This is a genomic window from Deinococcus seoulensis (assembly GCF_014648115.1).
Lineage (GTDB): Bacteria > Deinococcota > Deinococci > Deinococcales > Deinococcaceae > Deinococcus > Deinococcus seoulensis.
In genome coordinates this window covers 1-23,752 of the sequence record NZ_BMQM01000006.1, presented here as the reverse complement: position 1 = coordinate 23,752, position 23,752 = coordinate 1, and the positions used below count along the sequence as shown (strand labels likewise).

General features: G+C 69.3%; 26 protein-coding genes. 13 read left to right on the top strand and 13 right to left on the bottom strand.

From position 1 onward, the window contains the following. Positions 1-44: 44 nt before the first annotated feature. A complete protein-coding gene (locus IEY70_RS06360) occupies positions 45-1,496 on the bottom strand; it encodes a magnesium chelatase ATPase subunit I (protein WP_189064170.1) in 1,452 nt (483 codons plus the stop codon). A gap of 128 nt (positions 1,497-1,624) precedes the next feature. Here IEY70_RS06360 and IEY70_RS06355 point away from each other — a divergent pair, with 128 nt between their 5' ends. Together IEY70_RS06355 and IEY70_RS06350 are read left to right on the top strand one after the other, a co-directional pair. Continuing rightward, a complete protein-coding gene (locus IEY70_RS06355) occupies positions 1,625-1,972 on the top strand; it encodes a hypothetical protein (protein WP_189064169.1) in 348 nt (115 codons plus the stop codon). A gap of 6 nt (positions 1,973-1,978) precedes the next feature. Next, positions 1,979-2,626, top strand: coding sequence for a DUF2268 domain-containing putative Zn-dependent protease (locus IEY70_RS06350; RefSeq protein WP_229777694.1), 648 nt, complete (start codon positions 1,979-1,981; stop codon positions 2,624-2,626). 2 nt (positions 2,627-2,628) lie between these two features. Here the strand turns inward: IEY70_RS06350 and IEY70_RS06345 are convergent, their stop codons facing one another. From IEY70_RS06345 to IEY70_RS06335, 3 genes are read right to left on the bottom strand one after another with little or no spacing between them, the layout of a single operon-like run. Continuing rightward, entirely contained in the window at positions 2,629-3,129 is a 501-nt protein-coding gene (locus IEY70_RS06345) for a hypothetical protein (RefSeq protein WP_189064168.1), read from the bottom strand. A gap of 1 nt (position 3,130) precedes the next feature. Beyond that, positions 3,131-4,033, bottom strand: coding sequence for a DMT family transporter (locus tag IEY70_RS06340; protein ID WP_189064167.1), 903 nt, complete (start codon positions 4,031-4,033; stop codon positions 3,131-3,133). Between the two features lie 35 nt (positions 4,034-4,068). Beyond that, entirely contained in the window at positions 4,069-4,590 is a 522-nt protein-coding gene (locus IEY70_RS06335) for a DUF1697 domain-containing protein (RefSeq protein ID WP_189064166.1), read from the bottom strand. A 51-nt stretch (positions 4,591-4,641) separates the two neighbouring features. Here IEY70_RS06335 and IEY70_RS06330 point away from each other — a divergent pair, with 51 nt between their 5' ends. From IEY70_RS06330 to IEY70_RS06315, 4 genes are read left to right on the top strand one after another with little or no spacing between them, the layout of a single operon-like run. Then, positions 4,642-5,073: a GNAT family N-acetyltransferase gene (locus tag IEY70_RS06330; RefSeq protein ID WP_189064165.1), complete on the top strand. Its 432-nt coding sequence runs from the start codon at positions 4,642-4,644 to the stop codon at positions 5,071-5,073. A 4-nt stretch (positions 5,074-5,077) separates the two neighbouring features. Further along, positions 5,078-5,470, top strand: coding sequence for a hypothetical protein (locus IEY70_RS06325; protein ID WP_189064164.1), 393 nt, complete (start codon positions 5,078-5,080; stop codon positions 5,468-5,470). Between the two features lie 45 nt (positions 5,471-5,515). Beyond that, complete coding sequence (gatB, locus tag IEY70_RS06320) at positions 5,516-6,967, top strand: Asp-tRNA(Asn)/Glu-tRNA(Gln) amidotransferase subunit GatB (protein WP_189064163.1); 1,452 nt, start codon at positions 5,516-5,518, stop codon at positions 6,965-6,967. Then, positions 6,964-7,614 (top strand): hypothetical protein, encoded by a 651-nt coding sequence (locus IEY70_RS06315; protein WP_189064162.1) that lies wholly within the window; start codon positions 6,964-6,966, stop codon positions 7,612-7,614. The genes gatB and IEY70_RS06315 overlap by 4 nt, the downstream gene beginning before the upstream one ends. Positions 7,615-7,675: 61 nt before the next feature. On the opposite strand, the gene IEY70_RS06310 is transcribed toward IEY70_RS06315, so the two are convergent. From IEY70_RS06310 to IEY70_RS06295, 4 genes are read right to left on the bottom strand one after another with little or no spacing between them, the layout of a single operon-like run. Beyond that, entirely contained in the window at positions 7,676-9,730 is a 2,055-nt protein-coding gene (locus IEY70_RS06310; RefSeq protein ID WP_189064161.1) for a cation:proton antiporter, read from the bottom strand. A 47-nt stretch (positions 9,731-9,777) separates the two neighbouring features. Further along, the gene (locus IEY70_RS20940; protein ID WP_229777693.1) at positions 9,778-11,823 is read right to left on the bottom strand and encodes an ATP-binding protein; all 2,046 of its coding nucleotides are present in this window, start codon (positions 11,821-11,823) and stop codon (positions 9,778-9,780) included. 50 nt (positions 11,824-11,873) lie between these two features. Next, on the bottom strand, positions 11,874-13,199 hold the full coding sequence (locus tag IEY70_RS06300) for a sensor histidine kinase (RefSeq protein WP_189064160.1): 1,326 nt from the start codon (positions 13,197-13,199) through the stop codon (positions 11,874-11,876). Beyond that, positions 13,196-13,750, bottom strand: a complete 555-nt coding sequence (locus IEY70_RS06295) for a hypothetical protein (protein WP_229777692.1) — start codon at positions 13,748-13,750, stop codon at positions 13,196-13,198. The genes IEY70_RS06300 and IEY70_RS06295 overlap by 4 nt, the downstream gene beginning before the upstream one ends. A 96-nt stretch (positions 13,751-13,846) precedes the next feature. Between IEY70_RS06295 and IEY70_RS06290 the strand changes: the two genes are divergently transcribed. From IEY70_RS06290 to IEY70_RS06275, 4 genes are all read left to right on the top strand, one after another. Continuing rightward, positions 13,847-14,806 carry a carbohydrate kinase family protein gene (locus IEY70_RS06290; RefSeq protein ID WP_189064159.1) on the top strand — a complete coding sequence of 320 codons (960 nt, stop codon included), beginning with the start codon at positions 13,847-13,849 and terminating at the stop codon, positions 14,804-14,806. Further along, on the top strand, positions 14,803-15,834 hold the full coding sequence (mltG, locus tag IEY70_RS06285; RefSeq protein WP_189064158.1) for an endolytic transglycosylase MltG: 1,032 nt from the start codon (positions 14,803-14,805) through the stop codon (positions 15,832-15,834). The genes IEY70_RS06290 and mltG overlap by 4 nt, the downstream gene beginning before the upstream one ends. A gap of 176 nt (positions 15,835-16,010) precedes the next feature. Continuing rightward, a complete protein-coding gene (locus tag IEY70_RS06280) occupies positions 16,011-16,214 on the top strand; it encodes a hypothetical protein (RefSeq protein WP_189064157.1) in 204 nt (67 codons plus the stop codon). Further along, entirely contained in the window at positions 16,211-17,020 is an 810-nt protein-coding gene (locus tag IEY70_RS06275) for a DUF421 domain-containing protein (protein ID WP_229777691.1), read from the top strand. Before IEY70_RS06280 ends, IEY70_RS06275 begins: the two co-directional genes overlap by 4 nt. Before the next feature lie 71 nt (positions 17,021-17,091). Here IEY70_RS06275 and IEY70_RS06270 read toward each other — a convergent pair whose 3' ends face one another. The 3 genes from IEY70_RS06270 to IEY70_RS06260 all read right to left on the bottom strand — a co-directional run bounded on the left by IEY70_RS06270 (position 17,092) and on the right by IEY70_RS06260 (position 18,987). Continuing rightward, positions 17,092-17,466, bottom strand: a complete 375-nt coding sequence (locus IEY70_RS06270) for a 2Fe-2S iron-sulfur cluster-binding protein (RefSeq protein ID WP_189064285.1) — start codon at positions 17,464-17,466, stop codon at positions 17,092-17,094. A 33-nt stretch (positions 17,467-17,499) separates the two neighbouring features. Then, positions 17,500-18,066 (bottom strand): 5-formyltetrahydrofolate cyclo-ligase, encoded by a 567-nt coding sequence (locus tag IEY70_RS06265; RefSeq protein ID WP_189064156.1) that lies wholly within the window; start codon positions 18,064-18,066, stop codon positions 17,500-17,502. Positions 18,067-18,156: 90 nt separating this feature from the next. After that, positions 18,157-18,987 carry a DUF4394 domain-containing protein gene (locus IEY70_RS06260; RefSeq protein WP_189064155.1) on the bottom strand — a complete coding sequence of 277 codons (831 nt, stop codon included), beginning with the start codon at positions 18,985-18,987 and terminating at the stop codon, positions 18,157-18,159. A gap of 234 nt (positions 18,988-19,221) precedes the next feature. Between IEY70_RS06260 and nucS the strand changes: the two genes are divergently transcribed. After that, positions 19,222-20,046, top strand: coding sequence for an endonuclease NucS (nucS, locus tag IEY70_RS06255; protein ID WP_229777690.1), 825 nt, complete (start codon positions 19,222-19,224; stop codon positions 20,044-20,046). Between the two features lie 53 nt (positions 20,047-20,099). Here the strand turns inward: nucS and hisIE are convergent, their stop codons facing one another. Both hisIE and hisF read right to left on the bottom strand, forming a co-directional pair. Further along, positions 20,100-20,783, bottom strand: coding sequence for a bifunctional phosphoribosyl-AMP cyclohydrolase/phosphoribosyl-ATP diphosphatase HisIE (hisIE, locus tag IEY70_RS06250; protein ID WP_189064154.1), 684 nt, complete (start codon positions 20,781-20,783; stop codon positions 20,100-20,102). Positions 20,784-20,878: 95 nt separating this feature from the next. Then, complete coding sequence (gene hisF / locus IEY70_RS06245; protein ID WP_189064153.1) at positions 20,879-21,676, bottom strand: imidazole glycerol phosphate synthase subunit HisF; 798 nt, start codon at positions 21,674-21,676, stop codon at positions 20,879-20,881. 247 nt (positions 21,677-21,923) lie between these two features. On the opposite strand from hisF, the gene IEY70_RS06240 reads away from it, so the two are divergent. Together IEY70_RS06240 and IEY70_RS06235 are read left to right on the top strand one after the other, a co-directional pair. After that, positions 21,924-22,361, top strand: coding sequence for a response regulator (locus IEY70_RS06240; protein ID WP_189064152.1), 438 nt, complete (start codon positions 21,924-21,926; stop codon positions 22,359-22,361). A 90-nt stretch (positions 22,362-22,451) separates the two neighbouring features. After that, positions 22,452-23,288, top strand: a complete 837-nt coding sequence (locus tag IEY70_RS06235; RefSeq protein WP_189064151.1) for a DUF72 domain-containing protein — start codon at positions 22,452-22,454, stop codon at positions 23,286-23,288. Positions 23,289-23,752 lie beyond the last annotated feature (464 nt).

Sequence of the window (23,752 nt, the reverse complement as noted above, 5' to 3'; positions counted from 1 at the left end):
TCGGATTGAAGGAGCTTTGCAGCCCCTTCAATCGGAGATCCGTATCAGTTCCAGCGGCCGCCGCGCTGCTGGCGCGTTTCGGCTTCCGGCGCGGCGTACAGTTCCTCGGCACGCGAGAGTTTCTTGCGGCCGTACAGGCCCTCCAGGATGAACTCGGCGGCAGACACGCGCACGGCGTCGTCGCTGCTCGCGGCGACCTCGGCGGCCAGGTCGCTCAGGCCCGGCACCTCGCCCGCTGCCTTCAGCGCGGCGGCGCTGTCCCCACCCTGCGGGAAGCGGAACACGTTCCCGGCCTCGAACCATTTCTCCAGGTCGCGGGTGTTCGCGCTGCCGTAGTTGCGGGCGTACGTGGCCCCGGCCGCCTTGCGGATCACGTCTTTGGCGACCTGATCGGCGCCCTTGAGTTCACCCTCGTACTCCAGTTCCATCTTGCCCGTGATGGCCGGCAGGCCCGCGTACACGTCACTGACCCGCACGACCGGGGCGTCCCCGGCCACGAGGCTGCGGCGCTCGGCGTTCGCGGCGGCGACCTCCATCAGCGAGATCGGCAGGCGCTGCGACACGCCACTCAGTTTGTCCACGCGGCCGTCCTCGCGCGCCTGGAACGCGATCTCCTCGATCAGTTCCGCGATGAACGGCGGCACGATCACACCCTCGGCCCGCGCGGCCTCCTGCGCCGTGATGTCCATGCCCAGGCGCACGTCGGTCGGGTAGTGCGTGCGGATCTCGCTGCCGATGCGGTCCTTGAGCGGCGTGACGATCTTCCCGCGCGCCGTGTAATCCTCGGGGTTCGCGCTGAAGACCAGCATCACGTCCAGTTCCAGGCGGATCGGGTAGCCCTTGATCTGCACGTCCCCCTCCTGAAGGATGTTGAACAGCGCCACCTGCACCTTCGGGGATAGGTCCGCCAGTTCGTTCACCGCGAAGATGCCCCGGTTCGCGCGCGGCAGCAGCCCAAAGTGCATGCTTCTCACGTCGCCCAGGCTGGTGCCCAGACGCGCCGCCTTGATGGGATCCACGTCGCCCACGAGGTCCGCGACCGTCACGTCCGGCGTCGCCAGTTTCTCCACGTACCGGTCGGCGCGCGGGAGCCAGCGGATCGGCAGGTCCAGCCCGTGCGCTTCGAGCAGGTGACGGCCCTCGGCGCCCACCGGGTTGAGCACGTCGTCTGGCATGTCCACGCCCGCAATGACCGGCACTTCCGGGTCCAGCAGGCCCGTGATGGCCCGCAGAATCCGGCTCTTCGCCTGACCGCGCAGACCCAGCAGAATGAAGTTCTGCCGCGCCAGCAGCGCGTTCACCAGCTGCGGAATCACCGTGTCGTCGTACCCGACCACACCGGGGAACAACTCCTCGCCGCTGCGCAACTTGCGGGTCAGGTTCTCCCGCACCTCGTCCTGCACCAGCCGGATCCGGCCGTCGAACGGCGCGCGCCCGGCGTACTCTGCCGTCTGAAGCAATTCACCCAACGTTCTCGCCTTCGTCGTCACCGTCATGATGGGCGGAACGTACCACGCACCCACACGCGGGAATGTGCGGCTTGCTGGGAATCCCCCACCGCCGCGCCCGCCCGCAAGGCGCAACCTCGCGTGCAGGCCGGATCGCCACCCACTACGCTGACCGCATGACCAGCACCCGGACACCCACCAGCCCCGCTGCCACGTTGCTGCTGATCCCCGTCGCCGCACTGACCGTCTGGGCACTCACCGCCGCCACCGCCGACCTCCAGACCAGCGGCAGCGCCCGCACCCTGCTCTACCCCGCGTTCGTGCCGCTAATTTTTCTGACCGTCAGCCGCCTCCCCTGGACCACCTTCGCCCTGCTCGCCTGCGGCTGGATCCTCGGCATTCTCGGCCTCACGACTGCCCTCGCCGGAACCGCCAGCTGGGCCACCGGGGCGCCTGCCGTCCTGCTCGCCCTGGGCAGCGCCGCCGGATTCTTCCTGCTACGCCGCAAGGAGGGCAGCGAGTAAGCCCAGGTGAACGTCCTGCATGTCATGAACGCGGCCGGGACCCTGCCTTCGCCCCTGGCGGACGAGATGAGGTGTGTGCTGGAGGCGACCCTGCAACGCCACACCGCTCCGCTGGGTCTGACCGGCGTGGACGTGGCCCTGCGGGTGCTGCCCTGGGGGCTGCCGGAAACCGGGATTCACGGCTTCGCGCCCACCGGGTCGTATGTGGAACTGACGGTCAGTCCGGACAACCCGGAGTTCCTGCCCGGCTGGCGCACCGAACTGCCTGCCACGCTGGCCCACGAACTGCACCACGCCCGTCGCTGGCGCGGTCCCGGTTACGGCCGCACGCTGCTGGAAGTGCTGGTCACCGAGGGCCTCGCCCAGCACCACGAACGGACCGAGCGGGCCGGGCAGGCACCCCCTTACGCGCAGGCCCGTATCGACCGGGCAGCGCTCTGGCAGAGGGCGCGGCCGCTGCTCCAGACGACCGACTTCGGGTTCGAGGCGTGGTTCTACGGGTCCGCAGGACACGACCTGCCCCGCTGGGCCGGGTACACCCTGGGATTCGAACTGGTAGGCCACGCCCTGAGACGCCTTGGGGGGACCGCTCAGGACCACGTCGATACGCCCGCTGCGGCCGTTCTGAACGCAGCGGGCGACGCCTTCCCCTAGATTCACCCCCCGCTGTTGCTGGCGGCGGAGGCGTCCTGCGCCTGCTGGTCTTCGAGGGCCTTGTAGGCGCAGACGGCGGCCAGCGCGGCGACCTCGGTGGGCACGCCGTTCAGGGTGAGGTTCACGTCCTTGCCGTCCAGCACGCCGCCGATCCGGCCGTGCAGGCGGTCACCGCTGACGTGCAGGTCCACGGTCTTGCCGTCGATCCGGCCGGAGTAGCGCCCCCGGACGCGGTCGCCGCTGATCTGGAGGTGCACGTCGTCGCCGTCGATGCGGCCGCCGAGGCGCACGCTGACGCTCTGTGGGGTCACGTCGCCGTCGGCGTCGAACCCGGCGAACGTGCCGCCGATGCGGCCGTCCACGTCCCCGGCGCGGACCGTGAGTTTGATGTCCTTGCCCTGGAAGGTCCCGCCGATGCGGCCGTCCAGTCGTTCGCCGTTCCAGCCCGCGTGCAGGTCGTACCCCTGGGTGACGCCGCCGATCCGTCCGTTCAGTTCGCTCATGTCACCCAGTACGCGCCGGGCGGGTGGCCGGTTGCCGCGCGGCGAGGGCCACGCCGGTCACGCACAGCAGCAGGCCGCCCAGCGACAGGGCGCTGAGGCGTTCGCCGTACAGCGCCCAGCTTTCCAGCACGGCCAGTGGCGGCACGAGGTAGAAGAGGCTGTTCACGCGCGCGGCGGGCAGGTCGCGCAGCAGGCGCATGAGCAGCAGGATCGCCCCGACCGACAGGACCAGCACCAGCCACGTGAGGGACAGGATGAATTCCGCGTTCCAGTGGATCACGCCGCCCCCGCGCGCCAGCGTGACGGCCCCCAGCGCGGCGGCACTGACGACGTACTGCGCGGCCGTGCCGCCCAGCAGGGGCATGTCGGCTCCCACGCGGCGCTGGTAGAGGGTTCCGGCAGTGGTGCAGATCAGCGCGAACGCGGCGGCGCCCAGCGCGGCGGGGCTGCCCACGCCGCCGCCCACGCGGCCCTCCACGACCAGCAGCACGCCCACGAACCCCAGCGTCAGGCCCGCCCACTGCGGCCGCGTGACCCGTTCGCCCAGCACCGGCCAGGACAGCAGCCCCGTCAGGAGGGGCTGCACGCCTACCAGCACGCTGGTGACACCTGCCGGGAGGCCCAGCCAGATGGCGGTGGTCACGCCGCCCAAGTACCCGGCGTGCAGCAGCAGGCCCGTCACGCCCGCCCGGCCCGCCTGCGCCCGCGTGGGCCACGGGGCGCGCAGCGCGGCCGTCAGGGCCAGCATCAGCAGGGCCGCCAGGGCGAACCGGACGGTCAGGTACGCGAACGGGTCGGCGTTCCGGGCCGCGCCCTTGGTGCCCAGGAACCCGGTGCTCCAGAGCAGCACGAACAGCAGCGGCGCGGCCGACAGGAACGCGGCGGGCGGGAACTTGCGGGTCATGCGGCAGGCTAAACCAGCCACGTTCCCACCGGGGCTCAGGTGTCCAGCATCGCTGCGATGGCCTGCACGGTCCGTTCGTTGCGCACTGTGACCCCCACGCCCAGCGTCCGTTCGATCACGGCGGCCGACAGCCGCAGGTTGCGCACGCCGTCCGGCACCGTCTGGTACAGGTGCGGCCCTACTATCTCCCAGCGTTCCGGCGTCACGTCCCGCGCACGCAGGGCCGCCACGCGTTCCGGGTCGGGCGGGTCGCGCAGGAACGCCACCACGACCGCCTCGCTGCGCAGGTGGGCCGGGCAGTCTGCGGCCGCCTCCTGCCACGCGTGCGCCGTGCGGAGCGTCACGGGCACCGGGAAACCGAACTGCGCTTCCAGCGCCGCCTCCAGACGCCCGCGCAGCGTCGGGTCGGGGTCCGCGCTGAACACGGCGTTCCCGCTCTGGATGTACGTGCGGACCTCCCGCAGGCCCAGGCCGGTCAGCAGGGCGCGCAGGTCGGCCATGGGCACCTTGCGCCGCGCTCCCAGGTTCACCGCGTGCAGCAACGCCACGAACGTCATGTTCAGCGTTGTACCAGACTTTCGAGCCGCCGGGTCCGGCAGACTGGCCTGATGCGCCCCGTCACACCCGCTGATGCCACCACCATTGCCGCGCACCGTTACCCGGACGAGCAGGACGCCCCCGAGCGGCCCGTGTACGCCGCGTGGGTGGCAGGTGCCATCCGGGACGGCCTGTACCTGGGCTTCCTGCTGGAGGGTGGGGGAGAGGTGATCGCCGGGGCGGGCGTGACCCTGCTGCACTGGGGACCCACGCGCGGCGATCCGCAGCCGTGGCGGGCGCGGGTGGTGAACGTCTGGACGCACCCGGACCATCGCCGCGCCGGGCACGCCCGCACGCTGGTCATGGCCTGCCTGGACGCTGTGCGCTCGCGCGGGATCACGCGCGTCAGCCTGGGCAGCAGCGACATGGCCCGCCCGCTGTACGCGGCGCTGGGATTCGCGGCCAGTACGCACGAGATGACCCGCGTACTGCGCGCAGAATAGCCACATGACCTCCTTCAAGCGTGCCTTCACGCAGGCGACTGAGCGCTACGGGCGGTTCAGTCACGCCGCGCACCTGTTCGTCGCGTGGCAGTTGTTGCAGGACCGGCCCGCGCTGGAGGCCCTGGCGGAGTTCCGCGCGGGCCTGCGAGCCCTGGCCGACCGCCTGGGCCTTCAGGACAAGTACAGCGAGACGCAGACCGTCGCGTGGTTCCTCGCAGTCCTCGATCATCTGGACCGCGCCGGGAGCAGGGCGGAGGACTGGGAGGCGTTCGCGGCCCGCACCCCGCACCTGTTCGATCCGGCGTACCTGCACGCCTTCTATCCACCCGAGGTGTTGAACAGCCGGGCGGCGCGGCTGCACTTCCTGCCGCCCGGACCGGCTGGCGGGACCTCCTAGCCCGCGCGGGCCGGTGCCGTGCGGCGCGGCGGTATCCTGCGTGGCATGTCGTATGTGGCGGTTATTGGTCTGGAAGTTCACCTGCAACTGAAGACAAGGTCCAAGATCTTCAGCTCGTGCCCGCAGGAGTATCACGGGGCGGAACCGAACACGTTCACGGACCCGTTCACGCTGGGCCTGCCGGGCACGCTGCCCACCCTGAACCGCGAGGCGGTGGAACTCGCCATGATGTTCGGGCTGGGCCTGAACTGCGACGTATCGGGCTTCACGCAGTTTCACCGCAAGAATTACTTCTACCCGGACGCCCCGAAGAACTTCCAGCTGTCGCAGTACGACCGGCCCATCGCCCGCGACGGGTTCCTGGACGTGACCCTGCCCGGCGGTGAGGTGAGCCGCGTGCGGATCAAGCGCGCGCACCTGGAGGACGACGCGGGCAAACTGACGCACCCCACGTACGCGCCGTACTCCATGCTGGACCTGAACCGCGCCGGGTCCAGCCTGCTGGAGATGGTCACCGAGGCCGACATCGTGAGCGCCGAGCAGGCCCGCGCGTTTCTGGAGAGCGTGCAGGCCATTGCGCAGGCGCTGGGCGTCAGTGACGCCACGCCCGAGGAAGGCAAGATGCGCTGCGACGTGAACCTCAGCCTTCATAAGCCCGGCGAGCCGTGGGGCACCAAGTGCGAGGTGAAGAACCTCAACTCGTTCCGCTCCGTGGCGCGCGCCATCGAGTTCGAGGCGGCCCGGCAGGCCCGCATCCTGGACGCCGGCGGGCGCATCACGCAGGACACCCTGGGGTGGGACGAGGGCGGCCAGAAGACCTTCCTGATGCGGACCAAGGAGGTTGAGGCCGATTACCGCTACTTCCCCGAGCCGGACCTGCCCCCGCTGGATATCACGCCCGAATGGATCGCGCAGGTGCGGGAGCGGATGCCCGAACTGCCCGCGCAGAAACTGGAGCGCTACCGCGCGGCGGGCGTGCGCGAGGCCGACGCGCAGACCCTGAGCCTCAGCGTGCCGCTCTCACGCTTCTACGACGAGGCCCTGACCCCTGAGCCGCGCCCGGACGCCCAGAAACCCGATGCCCAGAAGCTGGCAAACTGGCTGCTGGGCGACGTGTCCGGCCTGCTGGCCGCGCGTGAGGAGACGCTGGAGGCCAGCGCCCTGCGTCCCGCGCATCTGGCCGCCCTGGTGGGCCTGATCGACGCGGGCACCATCAGCGGCAAGATCGCCAAGGACCTGCTGCCCGACGTTCTGACCGGCCACGACCCGGCCGCACTCGTGCAGGAGCGCGGCCTGAGCGTCGTGACCGACACGGCCGCCATCGACGCTGCCATCGACGCCGCCATGGCGGCCGATCCGGCCACCGTCGAGAAGGTCCGCGCGGGGAACGCCAAGGCCATGAACGCCCTGTTCGGTCCGGTCATGAAAGCCACGGGCGGCAAGGCCAAACCCGAAGTGGTCCGCGAACGCCTGAGCGCGAAACTGGGCCTGTCATGACCCCCGACCGCTGGCGCGCGGCGGCGCTGGCGGCCCTGTGGGTGCAGGTCGCGGCGCTGATCGGTACGGCCGCGTTCGCCGCGTGGCACTCGCAGGACCTCAGCCGGTACTTCAACGCCGCCGAGGCGCTGATCGCCGCGCTGGTCATGGCGTGGTGGACGACCCTGCTGGGCCGCACCCTGCGCGCCCACCCCACGCCCGGCACGGACGGCGTCTGGCGCGCCCTGACCCTGACCTTCCCGTGGCTGACCTCACTGCGCGGCGCGCTGTGGGCGCTGACGCTGTTCAGCGTGCTGGGCGGCGCCACCCCCGAAGCGAACCCGGTCGCCCTGAGCGCCCTGCTGACCATCTGGGGCGCCGCCATCGTGGCCAGCAACGCCATGTACGGCGGCCTCGCACGCGTCAGCACCGAACCGCTGGCCGCCGCGCCCCGCCGGAAACTGATGGACTGGCTGAACCTGTCGGCCGCGCTGACCCTCGGCATGACGGTCCTGAACGTCGTGCCCATCCCCGGCTTCAGCGGCGACCCGGACCTCAGCACGCAACTCGTGTACGGCCTGGGCGGCCTGCTGGAACTGACCGCCACCCTGCTGGCCCTGCGCGCCCTGCAGGTGCAACCCGTTCCGGGCGGGGAACAGAGTAAATAGGACAGAGTAGATGGTTGATGGGTGATGGGGGCTGGTCCTCTATCACCCATCGTCGATCCCCCTACTTCGTCCAGTGATGCTCGTAGCAGTAGGCCCAGGTCTCGCCCGGTTCGGCGCTGCGGATGACCGGGTGATCCTGCCGCCGGGCGTGCGCGGTGGCGTGTTTGTTCTTGCTGGAATCGCAGCAGCCCACGTGCCCGCAGGTCATGCACACCCGCAGGTGAACCCAGGTGTCACCCGCCGCCACGCACTCCAGGCACACGTCCGCCTCCGGGGTGACCGGCCCGGCGTTGTGCGCGGCGTGCTCGCACTGCGCGCGTTGCGTGGCACTCAGGGTCACGGGCGGATGCTCCGCGAGGTGACGGGTGATGTCGGCGCGCGTCACCTCCGGCGGGGTCAGCAGGTCCAGAATCCCGGCCGCCACCTCGCGCGGGGCGGTCAGGATGTGCTGCGCTCCCAGGCTCTGCAACCCCTGGAAGCCCTCGGGGGACGTGGCGCGCGTGATGAGCCGCAGCTCCGGCGCGACGGAACGGACCACGCTGACGGTCCGTTCCGTCATCTCGGTGTCGTCGTCCACGATCACCAGCGCGCGGGCCGAGCCGATCTCCAGTTCACGCAGCAGCCCGGCCCGCGTGTAATCCGCGATCAGCACGGGCGCCCCCCGGCCCTCCAGTTCACTGGCGCCGTCCGGGTTGCGGGTGATGACGCTGTACGGCACGCCCGCGCGGCTCAGGGCGCGGGCCGCGAGTCGCGCGTGCGCGCCGTACCCGGCGAACACCACCCGCCCCGCGACCGGCAGGCCGTGCGCCTCGCCGCCCCCCGGTCCTGCTGCCGCCAGCCCCGCCCCGCCTGACCCGCCTGCCGCGCTGGCCGGTGCCGGGGCAGGCAGGCGGCGGCCCAGCGCGTCCGCCAGGGCGTTCAGTGCGGGCGTGAACGCCATCAGCAGCACCGTCGCCGCGATGAACACCCCGCTCCCCTGCGCGCCCATGCCCGCGAAACTCAGGCCCAGCGCCGTGCCCGTCGTCGCCAGCACGAACGAGAACTCACCCACCTGCGCCGTCAGGAACGACACGGGCAGCGCCGTCCGCGTGGACTCGCCCAGCAGACGCACACTGACGAACGTCACCCCCACCTTCAGGGCCGCGATCAGCGCCGCCGCGCCCAGCACCACGCCCAGGTTCCCCGCAAGGAACCCCAGGTTCAACTGCAACCCCACCGACAGGAAGAACGCCGCGCTGAACAGAATCTGCAGCGGCAGGATCTCACCCATCGCCTGCGCCCCGTAGCGGCTGTCGCTGACCAGCAGGCCCGCCAGGAACGCCCCCAGCGCCAGACTCACGCCCGCCATGGCCGTCAGGCTCGCCGTGCCGAAACACAGCGCCACGACCGTCAGCAGGAAGATCTCGCTGCTGCACGTGCGCGCCACGACCTCCATGACGGGCGGCACGATCCGCCGCGCCGCGATCAGCACGAACGCAATGATCCCGCCCGCCTTCGCCAGCGCGACCAGCACGCCCAGCGCGCCCCCACCCTGCCCGGCCAGCATCGGGATCAGCAGCACCATCAGCACCACCGCCAGATCCTGAAAGATCAGGATGCCCAGACTCACCTGCCCCGCCGGGCCGTTCGTCTCGCCACGCTCGCCCAGCAGACGCATCACGATCGCCGTGCTCGACAGCGCGATCAGGCAGCCCGTGAACACCGCGTCCGGCGCGCCCACCCCCGCCAGCAGCAGCGCCCCCGCGCCCGCCAGCACCGTCAGGCCCACCTGCAACCCGCCGCCCACGAAAATCTGCCGCGCGATCCGCGACAACCGCTCCAGACTGAACTCGATCCCGATGGTGAACAGCAGCAGCATCACGCCCACCTCGGACGCCGCCGAGATGAGTTCCTGATCCCGGATCAACCCCAGCGCGCCCGGCCCCGCCACCACGCCCGCCACCAGAAACCCGATGATCGGAATGAGCCGCAACCGGAACGACAGGTACGCCGCCAGCGCCGACACGCCCAGAAGCAGCGTCAACTGCACCAGAAAGGCCGGCGGCCCCGCATGGGCTTCCGGAGCGGCAGCCAGGGCAGACCCGGCCAGCAGGAACAGCAACACAAAACGCGACATGCCCCAGCATGCCACCCCCACCCCCCGGCCGTCAGGGGCCGGGCAGATCAGGCGCTGGCCGGTGCGCCCAGCACCAACTCCGGCGTTGCCGGCAGGTACACGAAGAACGACGCCCCCTCACCCGGCCGCCCCTCCGTCCGCACGTGCCCACCATGCGCGATCACCACGCGCCACACATCCGCCAGCCCCAACCCCAACCCCTCGAACGACTGCCCGGCCGGCAACTGACTGAACACCCGGAACAACCGCTGCGCCGCCCCCGGATCGAACCCCACCCCGTTATCCTGCACCTCGATCACGTGCATGCCCCCCTCCAGACCGGCCCGCACCACCACCCGCGCGCCCTCCCGACCACGCGAATGCTGCGCCGCGTTCGCCAGCAGGTTCCGGAACACCAACCGCAACGCCGCCGGATCACCCACCACCACCGGCAACGGATTCACCACCAACTGCACCCCGTCACCCAGCGCCAGTTCCGTCCACGCCTGATCCACCAACTCACCCACCGCCACCGGCCGCGACTCCAGCGGCTTCAGATGCCGCTCCGCGTACCGCAGCAACCCGTCCAGCATCTCCGACATCCGCCCGATGGACTGCATGATTCCCTCGGCATGCGCGGCCCGTTCCGCCTCCGGCACGCTCACCAGCAGGTCCGCGTGCCCCATCACCAGTTGCATCGGCGTGCGCAGGTAATGACTGAGCGACCACGCGAACGCACTCAGTTCCTCATTCGCCGCCTGAAGCTCCCGCGTCCGCTGCTCCACCCGCGACTCCAGATGCGCGTGCAGCGCCGCCACCTCACCCCGCGCCTGCCCCAGCGCCGTCCGCTGAATCTCCGCGACCACCTGCGTCCGCTCGACCTCCAACTCCGCGAACGCCACATCCAGGCGCTGCTGCTCCGCTTCACGGTCCAGACGCGCCTGCAACGCCCGGTGCTGCTCACCGAACTCGTACGCCTCCCGGAACTCCCCGAGCGCCGCATGCCCACGCGACAGCACGTGCAGCGCCCGCGACCACAGCCTGGGATTCGTGGATTCTTCCTCCAGTGCTTCCAGCGCCTGCCGTCCGTAACTCAGAGCGAGCGAAACGTCATGGTCCAGTTCCAGTTCTGCCAGCCCTACAAGCGGATTGGCACTCGCTAGTTGCAGCTTCAGTTCATAGCAGAGTCTTATACTCTCAGCAAGGCACATTCTGGATTTAGATACATCTTGCAGATGCCACTGGGCGGTGCCAAGAGTATCCAGCGCATACATTTTAATGCGCATATTCTCGTCAGCGTGCAGGTTATTGTTTTCTATGATGGCAGACGCCTCATCAAATCGCTTCAATTGTATTAGGCAATCGGCTTTATTATTAAGAAGCAGTTTATCCGAATTGCTCAGAGTATTAATCTCTATAAGACTCAGATATTCGTCGGCTATATCGACGGCCTCTTGATACTTATCAACAGTCATGTAAGTCGCTACTATCTGAGAAACTGCGGCGGGCTTATTTTTTGAGGTGCTGTATCGCAAAAATTCTTGAGCATTGCGCAAAGCTGGTGCAAACTGTCCTGTGTCCGAATACAGAATTGACATGTTTCCCGCAACTTTTGCGAAGCTGCCCATATCATGATTCTCTAAAGCTACCTGCTTAGCCTGCTCAAGCCATTGAAGAGTGCCTGCGAGATCTTCTCTGCGATATGCTGCCCCGGCAAGAACATTGAGCGCTGAGATGTGCTCCACAGTATCCGTAAAATAAGGTAGTAGTTCTGATAGAGCGGTGTAATCATCCTGTGCAGTCAGATTGTCGCTGTGGCCTAACAGTAACCGCAGTCGCTCTAGGTATGTCCGTGCACACATTTCCGAATGGTCGCCTGCAAGATCCAGCGCTTCATCAAGAAGGAGGCGAGCAGAGGCCGCCTTGCCCAGTTCCATCTGAGCGGCTCCCAGCACTAACAACAGCATGTGCTCTGCTTTTAGGTCGCCTGATTCCCTCGCCCGTGTTAAGAGCGTGGTGGCTTCCTCAGTAACCCTCTGCGGTTCCAGCTTGGTGTCCTCAAGCAGTTCCTTGAGGTGGGTGAGGTCGAGGGGGTTGGGGTGGGCGTCGGGCATGTGGTTCAAGGGTAGTGCATGGGGTGGGGGGTGGGGTGCGGCGTGTGGGGTTACGGGGTGGGGGTGGGGTGGGGGTGTTCGGTGGTGGGGTCCGGGGTGGGTGCGGGGAAGGTGACGCGCGCTTCGAGGCCGCCGCCTTCGGGGGAGTGAAGGGTGATGTCGGCGTGGTTGGCGCGGGCGAGTCGGCGGGCGACGGGGAGGCCCAGGCCCTGGCCTTCGCGGTGGGGGGTGCCGGGTTTGCGGTAGCCGACGTCGAACACACGTTCGAGCAGGTCGTGGGGCAGGCCGGGGCCGTTGTCCAGGACGCGGATCACGGGGCCGTGTCCGGGGGTGGGGCCGTCGAGGGTGATGAGGATCAGGTCCTGTGAGTAGCGTTGGGCATTCTCGATGAGGTTTTCCAGGATCTGGCGCAGGTGGTTGGGGTCGGCGGTGACGTGGGTGGGGGTGGGGGGGCGGCGGGTGCGGACGCGTTCGGTTTCCAGGCGGGTCAGCAGGGCGTTCAGGTCGGTGCGTTCGGGGCGGGGGGCGATGTTGGTGTACATCAGTTCGAGGCGTTCGAGGTCGGTGCGTACGGCGAGTTGCGCGGCCTGATCTTCGATGCGGCGGAGCAGCTGTTCGCGCATGCGGAGGTTCTCGGTGCCGCGCAGGGCGTCGGTGGCGAGCAGCAGGGCCTGCAGGGGGCGGCGGAGTTCGTGGGCGGCCATGCTGAGGGCTTCGCGGTGCTGGGTTTCGCGGGCGTGGCGGGCGTCCTGTTCGCGGCGGGCGGCGTTCAGGGAGCGCAGGATCAGGGCGGAGCCGAGGGTGCCGCTGATGAGTGCGGCGAGCAGGACGGTGATCTGCATGAATTGCAGGTTGCGGCTCAGCTGGTTGCGGACGAGGGTCAGGTGGGTGTGGGCGGCGGCGTTGAGTTGTTCGGCGATGCGGACGGCCTGTGCGGCGTCGGCGGGGGTGCCGCTTCTGACGAGGGGCGCGATGTCGTTCAGGCGCACGCCGGCGTCGCGTTCCCGTTCCGGGAGTTCGGCGAACATGGAGTCCGGGTGGTCGCCGGTGGCCTGGTGGGCGGCGGTCAGGATGTCCGAGAGGACCTGTTCGCGTTTGCGGTTGGTCTGTTCGGGGGTGATGCTGGGGTCGGTGGTGGCGCGGGCGTATTGCAGGACGCGGTTCAGGAATCCCTGGTAGTTGTAGCCGCTCCAGGTGGTCTGGGGGTTGTTCAGGGAGCGGAAGGCGGGCAGGAACGCGACGGTCAGCAGCGCGACCGAGATCAGGGTGGGCAGCAGGGCCAGCAGCAGGTCCTCGCGGCTGAGGAGCAGGCCCAGCAGGGCTCGGGGGGCGGGGTCGCGTGCGGGGTCGGGGGTGGTCTGCGTGGTGGGGGTCATGGGGTGCGGGCGCTGATGCCGGTGACGTACCACGCCCACTGGCTGCCGTAGCGGTTGGGGGGGAAGCGGCGGTCGGGGGGGAAAGCGATCAGCAGCGGGCCTTTTTTCAGGGTGGGGATGGGGCGGCCGTCGGCTTCGTACGCGACCATGATGGGTGCCTGGCTGTAGTCGGCGGCGCGGATGATGGCGATGAAGCCGTCGTCGGCGGTGACGCGGATGTCGCGTCCCAGGAACCCGCCGCGCCGCGCGAGGTCACGCAGTGGCACGCCCCGGTACGTGAAGGTCTGTTGCAGTTGCGGGTGCTGCACCGTGAATTGCGTGGCGGGCAGGGCGCGCAGCTGGTTCAGGGTCAGGTGTTCCGGGCGCGTGGCGTGCAGGGTCAGCAGGGTGGGTTCGCCGGGCCGGGCTGGTGGGAAGGGCCGGGCGGGCTGCACGTACCGGAAGTCGCTGCTGCCGGGGGTGCCGGGTTCGGCGTTGGCCGTCCCGTCTGTGCCCAGCGTGCCCGTCAGGAGCAGGCAGTACAGCAGCAGGTGTGACTTGTGGGGGAACACGCCCGGCATGCTAGCGGGTCTGACGGGCGGGCCTCAAGACCCCGGCGTTCCGTCTGCCGGGGTGGATGGGGTGTGGGCGCTATGCTCTGTGCTGGAATGACTGACCGTACCCCTCTCGTTTCGCTGGGTGACCTGACCTGGGACGTCCTGGCGAAACCCGACACCATGCTGCTGCCGGGTGGCGACAGCACGGGCCGCATCGAACTGTCCGGGGGTGGCAGCGCCGCGAACCTGGCCGTGTGGGCTGCCCGTTGCGGGTTCCCGGCGCGTTTCACGGGCAAGATCGGCCTGGACCGCTTCGGGGAACTGGCGACCGCTGAACTGCACGCCGAGCGTGTGGGCACGGACCTGCTGCTCAGCCGGGAGCATCCGACGGGCGTGATCCTGGGTCTGATCGACCGGCGCGGGCAGCGGGCCATGCTGACCGGGCAGGGCGCCGACTGGGAGTTGCTGCCGGAGGAACTGCCGCTGGACACGCTGCGCGGCGCGGCGCACCTGCACCTGACCGCCTGGAGTCTGTTCCGTGATCCGCCGCGCGCGGCGGCGCTGCTGGCCGCCAGGGTCGCCAAGGAGGCGGGCGCGACCCTGAGCCTGGATCCCGGCAGTTTCCAGATGATTCAGCAGATGGGCCGCGAGTCGTTCCTGCGGGTGTTGCAGGACGTGCCGTTCGACGTGTTCTTCCCGAACGACGACGAGGCCCGCGCCATGAGCGGTCACGCGGACCGGCACGCGGCGATGGACTGGTTCCGGGCGCACTACCCGCAGGCGCTGATCGTCATGAAACTCGACGAGGACGGCGTGCTGATCGAGGGTCCGGGGCAGGCGCGGGTGCAGGTGCCGGCCACGCAGGACCGCGCCATCGACGCCACGGGCGCCGGGGATTCGTTCGGCGGGGCGTTCCTGGCCGGGTGGCTGACGCACGGGGACGCGGTGCGGGCGGCGGGACTGGCCGTGCAGGTGGGCGGCTGGGTCGTGTCGCGGTTCGGGGCGCGCCCCCCGGCCGACGCAGACCTGCACGAACGGTTGCGGCGGCACGGCGTGACGGTGGCCCGGTGACCCGCCTGGAGGCGCGGCGCGGCCTGCCCGTGTGGGTGCGGGTGCTGCTGGTCCTGCTGCTGCTGGCGTTGCTGGCGGTGGGGGGCGCGCTGCTGTACGTGCGCGGCCTGCTGGGCGCGGCGGGCGGGGGGGCGTTCACGCTGGAGGTGAAACCCGGTGACACGCTGGGCAGCGTGGCCCGCACCCTGCAGGAGCGGAACATCGTGAAGAACGCCGACGTGCTGCGGTTCATCATGCGGCGTGACGGCACGGCCGGCAGCCTGAAAGAAGGACTGTACGACCTGAACGGGCAGATGACGGCCGCGCAGGTCGCGCAGACACTGGCTGGCCCGGCCCGCATTCCGACCGTCAGCGTCACCATTCCCGAGGGGCGGCGCGTGAAGGACCTGCCCGCCATCTTCCAGAAGGCCGGGTTCGACGGCGCGGCCATCCTGAAAGCACTGCGTACCCCCAGCCTCAGCCCGTACGCCGGGGGGCAGCCGGACCTGGAGGGCTTCGTGTTTCCCGCCACGTACGACTTCCGCCCGGCAGAGACGCCTGCCAGGATCGTGCGGACCATGCTGGACCGCATGCAGACCGAGTTCACGCCCGCGAACGTGGCGGCCGCCAAAGCCCTGGGCCTGAGCGTGCGCGACTGGGTGATCCTGGCCAGCATGGTGCAGGCCGAGGCGGCCAACGACGCCGAGATGCCCGTCATTGCGGGCGTGTTCCTGAACCGCCTGCGCGACGGCATCGCGCTGGGCAGCGACCCGACCGTCGCGTACGGGCTGGGCAAGGACCTGCCGGAACTGGACCGCAGCGCCGGGGACTTCACGAAGGACACGCCGTACTCCACGTACACCCGCCAGGGCCTGCCGGCCGGGCCGATCAACAACCCCGGTCAGGCGGCGCTGCTGGCCGTCCTGAACCCGGAACGCAAGATGGCGGACGGCCGGGACGCCGTGTACTTCCTGCATGGCCTGGACGGCAAGATCTACGTGAACCACGATTACGCCGCGCACCTGCGGGACGTGGCCCGCTACCGCTGAAGCAGACCGGGAGCACACGGGGGGCGGGCAGGGTCGAAGCGGACCGCGCCCGCCCCCTCTGCCTGCCCCCTCTGCCTGCCCTCTGTGCGTGCCCGCGCCTGCCGGGCTGGATGGGCGCGCGTGTTCCTGAACCGTTGCTCAAGACCCGGGTGTGGGTGGCCCACTACACTCCGGGCATGAACGGACAGGCCGGGCGCGGAGCGAACCGCGCGTTTCTGGAACGGCGCAACGCCCTGTGGAGCCGCCTGCGGTCCCTGACGCCGGACGGTGACGGCGTGCCGGGGCCGGACTTCGAGGCGACCCTGACGGAACTCTCAACCCTGACCGGCTGGGACCGCGCGCGCATCCTGGCCGGGCTGGGCCTGCCGGTCAGCCCGTGAGCGCCGAGGTCGTTCCGTTCGACTGGGCGCGGATGCTGCTGGGCGACACGCCCCCGCTGTTCCTGCTGGAAATCGCGTTCCGCACGGCCGTGATGTTCCTGTGGCTGGTGCTGCTGCTGCGCGTGACCGGCAAACGCGGACTGGCGCAACTCAGTCCGCTGGAGGTCGCCATCGTGATCGGGCTGGGGTCGGCGGCGGGCGACCCGATGTTCTACCCGGAAGTGCCGCTGCTGCACGCCATGCTGGTCATGGCGCTGGTCGTGGGCCTGCAACGCCTGATCTCGCATCTGGTGATCGTCAGCGAACGCGTCGAGACGTTCGTGGAGGGCACGCCCGTCGAACTGATCCGCGACGGCGTGCTGCTGGGCGGCGGCCTGGAACGCGCCAACCTCAGCCGCGAGGACGTGTTCGAGCGCCTGCGCGCGCAGGGCGTGCGGCAACTGGGCGCGGTGCAACGCGCGTACTTCGAGCAGGACGGCAACCTGACCGTGTTCACGCACCCGCACGACCCGCCGCCGGGCCTGCCGGTCGTGCCGCCCTGGGATCTGGAACCACCCCCGGAACTCGGCTCGGACGCGGCGCGGGCGTTCACTGGGCCGCTGGCCTGCCTGGAGTGCGGCCGCACCCAGAACGGCGCGCAGGACGGCGCGGGACCCTGCGCGTGCGGTTCGGACCGCTGGACGCCCGCCCTGACCGACCCGCTCTCACCGAACCCGGCGGCAGGAGCAGACGGCCCAGATGACGGTGCAGCCGACGGGCCAGCCGATGGGGGAGAGGCCGCCCCCGCCGCCGCTGGCCCGCACTGATCCCTGCCGATGGGCCGGATCATATGAACTCGGATTGAACGGCTTTATAAGCCATTCAATCGGAGTCCGTATCAGCCTTCGGTGGACGCGCCGGGCCGGGTGGTCCAGACGGGGTCCGGTTCGATCTCCTCGGCGGGGGCCTTGCCGGGCTCCAGTCCCGTGCTGCCCGCCGTCTGAAGCGGCGTGAGACTCATGCCGGGCGCGCACTCGATCTGGCAGGACAGGCGCGCCTGCCCGATCAGGTCTTTCTCGGTCAGTTTGTCGAACTCGGCGGCCGTCATGGCATCCGGCTCGCCCTCCTGAAAGCTGACGCGGCAGGTCGTGCAGCGCGCTGCGCCCCCGCAACGGTGCAGGACGTCCACGCCGCCACGCTCCAGCGCCAGCACCAGCCGCTCGCCGCTGCGCGCCTGAATCTCCCCGAACCCCTCCACCTGCACCGTGATCATCTGCGTCATGCGCCCAGCATGGCACACGCGCCGCTACGGGCCGGTCAGGGCCGCCGTGACGCCCGCCTCGGTCGCCAGCCACGCGACCGGGCAGTCATGCGCGTCACGCGGCAGGCGCGCTGCCACCAGCGCCCGCACCGTCACGCCCACCGTCACCCCCGCAAACCCCGGCAGCAGGCGGTCGTAAAACCCGCCCCCGTACCCCAACCGCACGCCCCGCACGTCGAACGCCAGCGCCGGCAGCAGCGCCACATCCACCGACGACAACGGCACCTCCGGCGCACCGGGCGGCGGTTGCAGCGCCCCGAACCGGCTGAGTTCCGTCGCCGACTCCCACGCGTGCAGCGTCAACCTCGGCACGGGGCGAAAGCGGGCGCGGGTGGTCAGTAACTCGAACTCGCCGTGCAGGGCCGCCACGTCCGGCTCGCCCGGCAACGCCCGGTACGCCAGCACCCGCCGCGCCCCCACCGACCGCAGGAACACCCGCAGGCCCGCCACGACCTCATCCGACACGTCCGGCAACCCTGCCCGCGTGGCCCGCGCCCACGCCCGCCAGGCAGCCTTGTCCGGCAGGTCGGCGGGCGGATCAGGTCGGGTCATGCCCGCCATTGTGCCCCGCCCGCGCCACGCAACGGTGAACGCCCCCACCGCGCAGGCAGGGGCGTTCACCGGAAACAGGCGCGCGGAGGGTTACTGCGCGGCGAGTTTCAGGGCAATGGACTTGAGCTTCACGCCGCTCAGTTTGCCCTTCATGGTGGCCTTCCCGGTGGTCAGGTCCACGGTGTACAGGTTCGTATCGTTGTTCGACACGCTGCTCAGGTACGCGTTGCTGGCCCCGGCAATATCGAAGCCGGTCATCTCGGGCATCACGTTCACGCCGAGGGTACCGACGGTCTGAAGGGTGTTGAACTGAGGCGCTCCGACGGGCGGGTGGGCGACCAAGATGTCGAGGTCGGCATCAATCGTGAACAGTGCCGTCGTTGCGGGGGCCGTCCTGCCGGTGTCGTTGAATGAGTTGGTGTAGGCGGCGGCCACAAGGTTGGGGCTCGTGCCAGCGTTGGTGTCACCCGTGGGGTAAAGGGCGAACGTTCCGTCAGGGGTGGTGTTGGTGCTGCCCAGCGTGTGGCGGAAGTTTGTGTCGTTCGTGCCGATCACGCGCAGACGGTTGGCGAAGGGATTGAAGTCCACGGCGACCACCGTGGCATCCTTGATGGTGCTGTCTACCGTCGCCGCGCCGTTCTCGGTGCTGATCTTGTAGATCTTGCCGCTGGCAGTCACGCCGTACAGCAGGCCGTCGGTGTTACGCACGTCCAGGTCCACCAGTGTCTCGGTGCCCAGGCCCGTGATGTCCGTCTTCACGTAGCTGGCGTCGGCGTTGTTCATGCCGAAGGTCACGAGCTGCTTGCCGTCGCTGCTCAGGCCGTAGGCGATCTGCCCGGCGGGAGCTTCGGGCGTGCGGTTCATGTTGCAGGAGGCGAGGGCGACGGTGGAGATCAGGGTGAGCAGGGCAACTTTTTTCATGGTGGTTCCTCCGGGGGGGTGCCTTGGACGGTGCCGGGCGCGGCGGTGCCTGTCTGGTGTGGGTTCGGACTACAGCGCAGGGGCAAGCGGCAGCGGGCGTGTCGTCGGCGAGGCGGGAGTGGACGGGCGGCGGGTGACGCTGAAGTGAGGCTCTGATCAGTTATACGCAGCGCAGCCCGAACTGGATCACGGGTCACGTTCACGTGAAGCTGGGGAAACTGTCATGGAGTTCACATGCGGGTTTCACGGGCACTGCTGAATTCCGCTGCGTGCGCGCTATGCTGCCCGGCGCGCGCCGCGCACCCGACCATGCTGATCGACTCCCTGACCCACCCGACCCCCGAAGCCCTGCTGACCTTCCTGCGCGCGCACCTGCACGCCCGCGTGACCCTGCACCTGGCGGGTGAGGTCGAGGTGCTGTACGCCGGGCGGGCGACCAGCATGGCCGAGGCCGGGGACCGCCTGCTGCTGCTCAAGCCGGACGGGTCATTGCAGGTGCACGGGCCGCGCGGCGTGAAGCCCGTGAACTGGCAGCCGCGCACCGATCACCTGAGCGCCGAACTGGAGGGCGGCTGCGTGGTGCTGCACGCCGAACGCCGCAGTCCGGCCGAGGTGGTGCGGGTGCGCGTGATCACCTGCGCGCAGGTCACGGCGCTGCAACTGGGTGACGAGGCTTTGTTCCTGCTTCAGGGCAGCGAGGCGCAGATGCAGGCGGCGCTGGCCCGCACGCCCGAACTGATCGAACCGGGCCTGAGTGTCCTGAACCGCGAACTGCTGGTCGGGGTGGGCGGCATCGACCTGTACGCCCGCGACGCGCAGGGCCGGTTCGTGGTCGTGGAACTCAAGCGCGGCAAGGCCGGTCACGAGGCCGTGCATCAACTCGGCCGGTACGTGCAGGCCGTGCGGGAACAGGTGCCCGGCACCGTGCGCGGCATCCTGGCCGCCCCGGACATCACGGTCCCGGCCCTGAAGGTCGCGCAGGCCGCCGGACTGGAGTACGTGAAAGTCGAGGCGCTTCCCCAGGTGCCCGAGGAAGCGCTGCAACCCACGCTGTTCTGAGGGACACGGGTTGCGGTGACTGCGCACCGCTGCCCGCGCCCTTACGGTCTTCCTCAGCCCACTTCTTTCGGGCCTTTCAGGCCGGTTTTCCCCTCGCGTTCGTGCAGTACGGCGGCCACGTCGGCGGGCGAGACGCCGACCTCGGCCATGGCGAACAGGGTGTGGAACAGCAGGTCGGCGACCTCGGTGGCCAGTTCGGCGCGGTCGTGGTTCTTGGCGGCCAGCAGGACCTCGCCGCTTTCCTCGCTGATCTTCTTCAGCACGCGGTCCAGGCCTCCGGCGTGCAGGCGGGCCACATAACTGTTCTCGGGCAGCGTGGCCAGCCGCTCGGTGATGGTCGCGTACACGCGGTCCAGCGTGCCGTCCAGTCCGGCCTGGGGGGCCTGGGCGGGCATCAGGGGCTGGTGGTAGCAGGAGTACGCGCCGGTGTGGCAGGCGGGGCCGGTCTGCACGACGCGGTACAGCAGGCTGTCGGCGTCGCAGTCGGCCTGCACGTCCACGACCTGCTGGGTGTGGCCGCTGGTCGCGCCCTTGACCCACTGCTCCTGCCGGGAGCGGCTGTAGTACGTGGCCTCGCGGGTGTCCAGGGTGCGCTCGACGGCGGCGCGGTCGGCGTACGCCTGCATCAGCACGGCGCCGCTGCGGGCGTCCTGCGTGACGACCGGGATCAGGCCGGTCTGCGGGTCGAAGTTCAGGGAGTCCAGATTCAGGTGGGTGGGGGTGTTGGGGGTGGTCATGTCAGGCCCCTCCGGGGGCAGGGCAGGGAGGTCAGGGGGAGTCACGGTTCAAGCCGCGCCGCCGGGTCGTTCACGGTCGGCGGGCACGGGTCGGGTCAGAGGTGCGTGTCGTGCCAGTCGGGCCGCACGGGCAGCCCCTCGCCTTTCAGATACGTCTTGACCTGCGGGACGGTCAGTTCCCCGAAATGGAAGACACTGGCGGCCAGCGCCGCGTCGGCCCAGCCGCCGTCCTCGCCGCCGCGCAGCACGTCCCGGAAGTCCTCGAGTTTCCCAGCGCCGCCGGACGCGATCACGGGAATGTCCAGCGCGCGGGCGACCGTGCGGGTCGCTTCCAGATCGAACCCGGCGCGGGTGCCGTCGGCGTCCATGATGTTCAGGCAGATCTCGCCCGCGCCGAGCGCCTGGCCGCGCACGGCCCACTCGATCAGGTCCAGGCCGGTGTCCACGCGGCCCCCGGCGCGGAACACGTTCCAGCCGTGGCCGTCCGGGCGGCGTTTGGCGTCGATGCTCAGCATCACGCACTGCGCGCCGTGGTGGTCGCTGGCCTCGCGGATCAGTTCGGGGCGACTCAGGGCGCCGCTGTTCACGCTGATCTTGTCCGCGCCGGCCATCAGCAGTTGCCGGAAGTCCGACAGGTGGTTCACGCCGCCCCCGACGGTCAGGGGCATCATGACCTGCTCGGCCACGCGCGCGGCGACGTCCAGCATCAGGCTGCGGCCCTCGTGGGTGGCGGTGATGTCGTAGAACACCAGTTCGTCGGCCTGCTGCGCCTCGTAGGCCTGGGCCAGGACCAGGGGGTCCCCGGCGTCACGGTGATCCTCGAAGAACCGGACGTTCTTCACCACGCGGCCGCTCTGCACGTCCAGGCAGGGAATGATGCGCTTGGTCAACATGACGGCAAGTCTACGCGCTCGGCGCGGCCCGGACCGTGGGCAGGGACGGGCTGTCTGCACGCCTGCGGGCCGCTGGCCGGGGCGCGCGGCACTCGCCACGCCAAAGGTCTTTACTGCACAGAACAGGTCCTCAAATGTTAAACTGACTTTAGAAAACCCTCATGGACTCTGCTAAGCTGATGGTCACCAGTGACACCCGGTCACAGGTTTTCCTCGTACCGACCCGGCCAGCGGCCGTGGGGGCACCGTGAACACCCGCAGGATCCTGCTTATCGACGACAACCCCAACGACGTGGAACTCGCCCTGACGGCCCTCGACGAAACCCCGGCCGGTCCCGGCGGCCACGAGGTCAGCGTCGCCAGCAGCGGCCCGGAAGCCATCGCGCTGCTCGAACAGGCCCGCGTGCGCGGCACGCTGCCCGACCTGATCCTGCTCGACCTGAAAATGCCGCACATGGACGGCATCGCCGTACTGGACGCCATCCGCGCCAACGCCGCGCTGCGCGGCATTCCGGTCGTCATGCTCACCACCAGCGGCGAGGGACGCGACATCCGCGAATCCTACGCGCACGGCGCCAGCGCCTACGTCATCAAACCCATGGACTTCACGCAGTTCCGCGACGCCATGCGCACCATCCAGGCCTTCTGGACCACCCTGAACCGCCCCCCAAGCGTCAACGGCTGACCCGTACCACCCGCCGCGCCCGGAACGCTCAAGGCCACCGCAAGGGCGCGGCGGGCCCGGCACGCACCCCGCGCCGTTACCCTGGACCTTATGCGCGTGTACATCGGCTGCGGCGGCTACAGCAACGACGACTGGACAGAACAGGGCCTGATCTACGGGGGCGTCCGCAAGGACGACTACCTCGCCACGTACGCCCGGCACTTCGACGCCGTGGAACTCAACAGTTCCTTCTACGCCATTCCCGGCCTGAAAGCCTTCGAGGGCATGGCCCGCAAGAGCGGCGGCCGGGTGCGCTTCACCGTGAAACTCCACCGGGTCTTCACGCACGACCGCGCCCCCACCGACGCCGACTTCGACCGCATGCTCCAGAGCCCCGAACCGCTGCGCGAGGCGGGCGTCATGGGCCCCTACCTCGCGCAGTTCCCGTTCTCGTTTCACCGCACGCCCACCAACCGCCGCTACCTGGGCCAGCTGGCCGAACGATTCGCCGGGCACGAACTGGCCGTCGAGATGCGCCACGAAGGCTGGGACCGCCCCGAAGTCCGCGAAGGCATGGCCGAACGCGGCCTGATCTGGGTCAGCCCCGACTACCCGCCCGCCGGAGGCCTGCCCGAACCGCAACTGCACGTCACGGGCGACGTGGGCTACCTGCGCCTGCACGGCCGCAACACCGGCAGCTGGTGGGAAGGGCAGAGCGCCGCCGAACGCCACGACTACCGCTACACCCGCGCCGAGATGGACGAATGGGCGCAGAAGATTGCCCTGGCCGCCGACGATCTGAGCGAACTGTACGTCCTGTTCGAGAACACCACCAAGGGGCACGCGCTGCACAACATCCCCCAGTTGCGCGAGGCCCTGAACGCCCACGGCGTGCCCGTGCAGACCCCCGACCCCGGCCACGGTCCGGAACAGGGTCGCCTGCTCTGAGCACGACCGCCTGGGCCGAACATGAAAAACCCCCACCGAAGTGGGGGCTCTATCTGGCTCGGCAGGTTGGGGTCGAACCAACGACCGTCCGATTAACAGTCGGATGCTCTGCCACTGAGCTAAAAAACCTTGTCTAGGACAGCATATTCCGCATTCTTGGCATTGTCAATCGGCATGCGGAACACACGATCTTCACATTAGAGCGTTTGTCATAAGAATGCCGATGGATGGGCGTGCCGGAACCACCCAAAGATGTTTTGAGGTGTGACCGCCTGGAGGGCGCGACCAATGCTGTCACAGAGGGCCTGAACTGAGGTTCCCGGCCAACCACGCACCAGGGCCTTGAGCTTCGAGAACAACATCTCGATGGGATTGAAATCTGGGCTGTAGGGTAACAGATCTCAGTACCCGACACTTTCCGGGGAGTTCGTCTGGGACGGCATCAACAGGTCGATCAAGTCACA

Excerpts from the sequence above, each read along its gene's own strand:
- IEY70_RS06360 (WP_189064170.1), bottom strand. The coding sequence starts at position 1,496 with ATGACGGTGACGACGAAGGCGAGAACGTTGGGTGAATTGCTTCAGACG.
- IEY70_RS06355 (WP_189064169.1), top strand. The coding sequence starts at position 1,625 with ATGACCAGCACCCGGACACCCACCAGCCCCGCTGCCACGTTGCTGCTG.
- IEY70_RS06345 (WP_189064168.1), bottom strand. The coding sequence starts at position 3,129 with ATGAGCGAACTGAACGGACGGATCGGCGGCGTCACCCAGGGGTACGAC.
- IEY70_RS06340 (WP_189064167.1), bottom strand. The coding sequence starts at position 4,033 with ATGACCCGCAAGTTCCCGCCCGCCGCGTTCCTGTCGGCCGCGCCGCTG.
- IEY70_RS06335 (WP_189064166.1), bottom strand. The coding sequence starts at position 4,590 with ATGACGTTCGTGGCGTTGCTGCACGCGGTGAACCTGGGAGCGCGGCGC.
- IEY70_RS06330 (WP_189064165.1), top strand. The coding sequence starts at position 4,642 with ATGCGCCCCGTCACACCCGCTGATGCCACCACCATTGCCGCGCACCGT.
- IEY70_RS06325 (WP_189064164.1), top strand. The coding sequence starts at position 5,078 with ATGACCTCCTTCAAGCGTGCCTTCACGCAGGCGACTGAGCGCTACGGG.
- gatB (WP_189064163.1), top strand. The coding sequence starts at position 5,516 with ATGTCGTATGTGGCGGTTATTGGTCTGGAAGTTCACCTGCAACTGAAG.
- IEY70_RS06315 (WP_189064162.1), top strand. The coding sequence starts at position 6,964 with ATGACCCCCGACCGCTGGCGCGCGGCGGCGCTGGCGGCCCTGTGGGTG.
- IEY70_RS06310 (WP_189064161.1), bottom strand. The coding sequence starts at position 9,730 with ATGTCGCGTTTTGTGTTGCTGTTCCTGCTGGCCGGGTCTGCCCTGGCT.
- IEY70_RS20940 (WP_229777693.1), bottom strand. The coding sequence starts at position 11,823 with ATGCCCGACGCCCACCCCAACCCCCTCGACCTCACCCACCTCAAGGAA.
- IEY70_RS06300 (WP_189064160.1), bottom strand. The coding sequence starts at position 13,199 with ATGACCCCCACCACGCAGACCACCCCCGACCCCGCACGCGACCCCGCC.
- IEY70_RS06290 (WP_189064159.1), top strand. The coding sequence starts at position 13,847 with ATGACTGACCGTACCCCTCTCGTTTCGCTGGGTGACCTGACCTGGGAC.
- IEY70_RS06280 (WP_189064157.1), top strand. The coding sequence starts at position 16,011 with ATGAACGGACAGGCCGGGCGCGGAGCGAACCGCGCGTTTCTGGAACGG.
- IEY70_RS06270 (WP_189064285.1), bottom strand. The coding sequence starts at position 17,466 with ATGATCACGGTGCAGGTGGAGGGGTTCGGGGAGATTCAGGCGCGCAGC.
- IEY70_RS06265 (WP_189064156.1), bottom strand. The coding sequence starts at position 18,066 with ATGACCCGACCTGATCCGCCCGCCGACCTGCCGGACAAGGCTGCCTGG.
- IEY70_RS06260 (WP_189064155.1), bottom strand. The coding sequence starts at position 18,987 with ATGAAAAAAGTTGCCCTGCTCACCCTGATCTCCACCGTCGCCCTCGCC.
- nucS (WP_229777690.1), top strand. The coding sequence starts at position 19,222 with ATGCGGGTTTCACGGGCACTGCTGAATTCCGCTGCGTGCGCGCTATGC.
- hisIE (WP_189064154.1), bottom strand. The coding sequence starts at position 20,783 with ATGACCACCCCCAACACCCCCACCCACCTGAATCTGGACTCCCTGAAC.
- hisF (WP_189064153.1), bottom strand. The coding sequence starts at position 21,676 with ATGTTGACCAAGCGCATCATTCCCTGCCTGGACGTGCAGAGCGGCCGC.
- IEY70_RS06235 (WP_189064151.1), top strand. The coding sequence starts at position 22,452 with ATGCGCGTGTACATCGGCTGCGGCGGCTACAGCAACGACGACTGGACA.